Source organism: Streptomyces sp. NPDC055099 (genome assembly GCF_053607685.1).
Genome location: NZ_JBSGUA010000054.1, coordinates 1 through 4,731, shown reverse-complemented (window position 1 = coordinate 4,731; position 4,731 = coordinate 1). Strand labels below are relative to the sequence as shown.

Here is a 4,731-nt window from a genome sequence, read left to right as displayed (position 1 = left end):
GCACCTGGGCCACCTGGGGCCGCGAGGACGCTGACGGCAACGGACGCATCAGCCCCTGGGACATCGGCGACGCCGTCATCGCCCAGGGCCGCATGATGTGCTCACTCCTCAAGTCCGCCCGGGCATCCGGCTACCCGGGCGGTACCCAGGCGCTCGCACTGGCCGGATACAACGCCGGATGGAACGCAGTCCGGCGGTTCCGCGGAGTCCCCCCGGAAAGCTTCGCCAGAGGCGAGACGCACAACTACGTCCGCATCATCCTGGCCACCATGCCCCGCTTCGAAGGCCCCGGCGGCCTCGCCGCCGCGTCCGTCTCCGTCTCCGGCTCCGGGGCCGGTCCCGACGCGCTGCGCCGGGCCTCCACCGAACTCGGCGTCAAATACTCCTACGGCGGCGGCACCCCCTCCGGGCCCTCCACCGGGTTCTGCGACGGCGTCAACGGCTACCTCAACGGCCGGTGCGACGCATCACGCACCGAGGGCTGGGACTGCTCCAGCCTCGTCCAGTACGCCTACTGGCCCTCCACCCGACTCCCCCGCACCGCCGCCGCCCAGTACGGCGCCACCTCGAACCGGCCCGTCGCCCGCGGCGACCTCAAACAGGGCGACCTGCTGTTCTGGTCGAACTCCACCGGCTTCATCTACCACATCGCTCTCTACGCCGGCGACGGCAAGGTCCTGCACGCTCCCCGTACGGGCAAGCGGGTCGAGATCGCCCCCATGGACACCGCCATGCCCTCCGGCGACTACCTGGGCGCGACCCGTCCCTGACGACCTACTGAGCACCGCCCCTGAGCCTTCGCTGGATCAGCGTGGACTCTTCCAGCTCTTCGGGCCACTGCGTGTACCCATCGAACTCAGCGGACAGGACCTGCTGCAGCGAAATGAGCGCGGGAGTAGGAGGGTCGGCGATGCCCCGCTCACCGCGGAGATCCGCGCCGCGAAGGTCCGCTCCGGACAGCTGGGCCTCCACAAGTTCAGCACCGCTCAGCCGGGCCCCCCTCAACTTGGTGCCCCGGAGAATCGCCCCGAACAGCTGCGTTCCGCTGAGGTCGGCTCGCTCGAACCGCCCGACCGCGAGGTTCGCACGCGACAGATCCGTGTTCGACAGGTCGATGGGCCCCTCATCACGCTCCTCGGGCCTGCGCCCGAGGACCGTGAGCGCCGCCTGAACGTCATCCGACGGCTTCGGAATCTCGTCCGGCCCCCTGCCGCTCATCTCCTCCACCAAGGGGGAATCACGGAGTGCGTGCAGACGGATGAACGCCGCCAGAATCTGGACCACCATCCGATGGTCCTTCCCCGAATCCCGCATGACGCGCTCCAGCGCGTAGATGCCCCCCAGCCGCTCAGCGAGGCCAGACCCATCGGCGGTGTCCTTCGCAGCCAGGAGCTTGATCGCATCGACATATAGGGCGGTGTACTGCGACTCGCGGGTCAGCTCCGCCTGTTCTCGATCCTTGTCTCGGGTGTGATTCAGCTGGCGGTGGGTGTAGAACAGGCCGACCGCCGCGGTCACGGCCACGCCGACGGCGACCAAGGCGGTCCGGAAGCCAGTGATGACCACACCGTCGGCGGGTTGCAGATCCTTCGTGCGCAGGTGGGCTCCGTCGAACCACCAGGGCCCCTTCCACAGCAGCAGCCCGAACGCGATGACCCCCACGGTCACCGCCGCGATCAAGAGCCAGCGGGCCCGCTTCTTCGTCGTCATACCCGCAGTATCACGCGTGCCCGCCACCGCAGTTCACTGCAGTGACGGGCACGCATCGGGAGTGCTACAGGGCCTTCCCCCGTGCTGGCGCCGCACCGGGCTCACGGTGTGCGGCTACCCCTTGCGACGTAGGCGCCGCCGCCTTCGCCGGCGCCCTAGTAGGGCCCACGCTCGGCGATGCCGACCGCGCCGCCGTTGCATCCACCCTTACCCGCGTCTCACGCCCGGGGCCTACATGCCCCGGGCCACGGAGTGCGTCGGTAGCCGCGAGAGCAAGTCGGGCAGTGACCTGACTGGAAGGCCCTTCCGTCCAGGACGTGTCCTTGGCCAGGCCCGCCAGCCGTGCAGCCACGGAAGTCCCGTCGTTGTCTGTCTGCGCCATGCGAGCGAGCACGAAGGGCCAACGAGGGGACGCCAGCAACCGGTCCGCCTCCTGGCCGTGCCCGGGAATCGCCTCGCGCACCAACCGGGCGTACTTCTCGTGCTCCCCCTGCGAGATGCCGAGCTGGATGAGCGCCTGCTCACGGTTGGACGGGTCGAAATCCGCAGGGAGATCCAGCCCGACCGACAGCGGCCCGTACAGGAGCTGGGCGTCCTTGGTCATCCTCGCCGCAGGCGCCCCGACGGTCTTGTTCACCGTCTGGTCGACGCCCTGCACCGTGTCGTACGCGGTCGCCAGGACCTCACGCACGTTGACCCCCTTGGCATCCAGCCGGGCCATCGTCGCGGCGATCTCCGGCCACGTCGGGGAGTTGAGGATCCCCTCACGCAGGGACCCCGCCGGCAGTGTCTCGCGCACCGCCCGGACCCACTCATCGGTGGCCGCCTCCGAGGCCTTCGCCGCGACCTGGTCGCGTACGTTCACCGCGACCTCGCCGATGCGCGGCAGGACCTGCTCCAGGTCGACGCCCGCCTCGCGCAGGGCAAGGAGCTGCTGCGCGAGCTGCGGCCAGTCCGCCTCTCCCATCAGCGCCGCCGAGATGTCGGTGGGGAGGAGACGCTCGACGTCCCCGCCGACCTCCTGCACCGCCTTCTCGGCGGAGGGCAGTTCCTCTTCCTCGCCCTTGTGCTTGCGCTGCTGGTGCCGTCGCGCGGCGTCGGCGATGGCCATGATCAAACGCGCCGCCATGACCGCGGTCTGTACCGCCTCCTGGGCGGACTCGGTGACGGCTTCTGCCGCACGTTCCTCGGGAACGGGTGTGGTCATCTCGTGCTCTCCCCTCGTTAACGGCCCCGCTTCGGGCCCTTGCGCTGTTGCCCCTCGCCCGGTGGCCGTCGTCTCGGCAAGGATGTCCCCTGCGGGCGGACCGCTGCGATACGCCCGGTGCCGCCGGCGGATGCGGCGGTCGTATCGCTACCGGATGCGTCGGCGGCCGACCCCCGCTGCCGCTGCCACCCGTACAGGCGCCATACAAGCACCTCCGCGACCGAGTCCGCAGAGCCCAGCTCCCTGCGAGCGGCCACTGCCGCGAGGACCTCGCCTGGATCCTCACCGGCCTCCTCGACCTCAACGAGCCGGGCGCGCAGTGCGGGCCACGCCGGATCGGCCAGGATCGCACCCGCGTGCGCGGGCAACGCCTCCTGGACGGTCCCGGCCATCGGTCGCGCTTCCGGTGACATCGCCGCGCGACGCACCGCTCCCTTCCTCTCGGTGGCACGCCGGGCGCGGGGTTTGTGGTCGCGTGCCGCGTTCGCCCCGACGCTCACCTCGACCGCTTCGTGCAGCAGCCGACCAGCCCTCCCGGCGGCATCAGCCTGGACTCGGAACTCCTGCGCGTGATGCCAGCGCCGGGACGCCTCAACGGCGCTCACCAGAGCGAGCAGAAAGCCGAGCGCGGCCGCCGTGTCGTTGCGTCCGACCGATGCCGCGGAGCGCACGAGAGTCTGCGTCGACTCGCGGTACAGCTGCCGGGCCTGCCCCTCCATCTGCCGTGCGGCCGGGGCCCGGGACGCCCGCTCGTACTCGTACGCGGCCTTCCGCATCTGGCTGCGCACCAGGTACGGGGACACGACGGCGGCCGTCACAATCAGGTCTCCGAGAGCGGCCACGTCTCCAGCACCATCGTGCAGTCCTCCGGACCCGAGCTGATCGGCGGCGGCGCGGACCTTCTCCGCCGCCGTACGCCACGCATCCGCCGGCGCGGCCGGGAGGTTCACTGGCGGTCCGCTCCAGCGTTCGCGTACGCGCGGCAGAGACAGGTCCGGGGCAAGCTTCGTGCCCGGGAAGAACACCGGCTTCTGTCCGCTGTCGCGATCTCCGGGCAGCGCCACGGAGTAGCCGGTCGTGTTGCCGTCCGGGGCGATCCGCTGCTTCACGCGCAGCCCGGCCGCGGCGAGCCGGGCGAAGAAGTCGGCGTCACTCACGGCGGCGGCCGCCGCCTCGCGCACCGTGCGCTGGAGCGTCTCACGGACCGGTTCGGACAGTCCCCGGCGCGTTGCCTTCTCGGCCTCTCCGGTCTTCGACCACCTGCGGGCAGTTCCGTCGGCGTGGGTCAGGCGGCGCAGACCAAACTCAATCTCGAAACCGCGCGCGGCTTCCTGCATCCGGAGCTTGCTCCAACTCGTGTCCGGTTGACGGTCGTCCTCGCGGGCACGGGTCGCCACGATGTGAATGTGGTCGTCGGCGTGACGCACGGCCACCCACCGGCAACCCTGGTCATCAGAGTGCGGGGCGATGCCAGCGGCGTGCATCATCTCGCGCGCCACCCGGGCCCATTCCTCGTCGGTAAGGAGTCGGTCCTCCGGCGGATTGCGCACCGCTACGTGGAAGACGTGCAACGGCGGCTTCCTGCCCGTCAGAGCGCGTACGGGTGCGTCCAGCAGCATCGCGAGGTCAGCGATCGAGAAATCCTCCGACTTCACCGGGTCGGGGACGAAGGGGTCCCACGCGGCGACCATGTGCGGGTCCACGTGTTCGTCCCGCTTGCCCGGCCCGTACAGGTAGTAGAGCAGTCCGGCGGTGTCGTCTCCGGGCGCTGCTTCCTTCGGGATCACGAGCGCGGCCGCCGCTCTCTCATCACC

At 70.4% G+C, this 4,731-nt stretch carries 4 protein-coding genes; 1 reads left to right on the top strand and 3 read right to left on the bottom strand.

Features of this window, described 5'->3' with window-relative positions:
- Window positions 1-770, top strand: a 770-nt coding sequence (locus ACWFRU_RS42145) for a C40 family peptidase (protein ID WP_453694144.1), incomplete at its 5' end; no start/stop codon positions are given.
- Window positions 771-774: 4 nt separating this feature from the next.
- Here ACWFRU_RS42145 and ACWFRU_RS42140 read toward each other — a convergent pair.
- From ACWFRU_RS42140 to ACWFRU_RS42130, 3 genes are all read right to left on the bottom strand, one after another.
- Window positions 775-1,710: a pentapeptide repeat-containing protein gene (locus tag ACWFRU_RS42140; protein ID WP_381097659.1), complete on the bottom strand. Its 936-nt coding sequence runs from the start codon at window positions 1,708-1,710 to the stop codon at window positions 775-777.
- Between the two features lie 64 nt (window positions 1,711-1,774).
- On the bottom strand, window positions 1,775-2,917 hold the full coding sequence (locus tag ACWFRU_RS42135; RefSeq protein ID WP_381097662.1) for a hypothetical protein: 1,143 nt from the start codon (window positions 2,915-2,917) through the stop codon (window positions 1,775-1,777).
- Between the two features lie 17 nt (window positions 2,918-2,934).
- Window positions 2,935-4,731: relaxase/mobilization nuclease domain-containing protein (locus ACWFRU_RS42130; RefSeq protein WP_453694141.1), on the bottom strand; the 1,797-nt coding region annotated here is incomplete at its 5' end.

What these genes read in the sequence shown, in the direction of transcription:
- ACWFRU_RS42140 (WP_381097659.1), bottom strand. Translation starts at nt 1,710, where the DNA reads ATGACGACGAAGAAGCGGGCCCGCTGGCTCTTGATCGCGGCGGTGACC.
- ACWFRU_RS42135 (WP_381097662.1), bottom strand. Translation starts at nt 2,917, where the DNA reads ATGACCACACCCGTTCCCGAGGAACGTGCGGCAGAAGCCGTCACCGAG.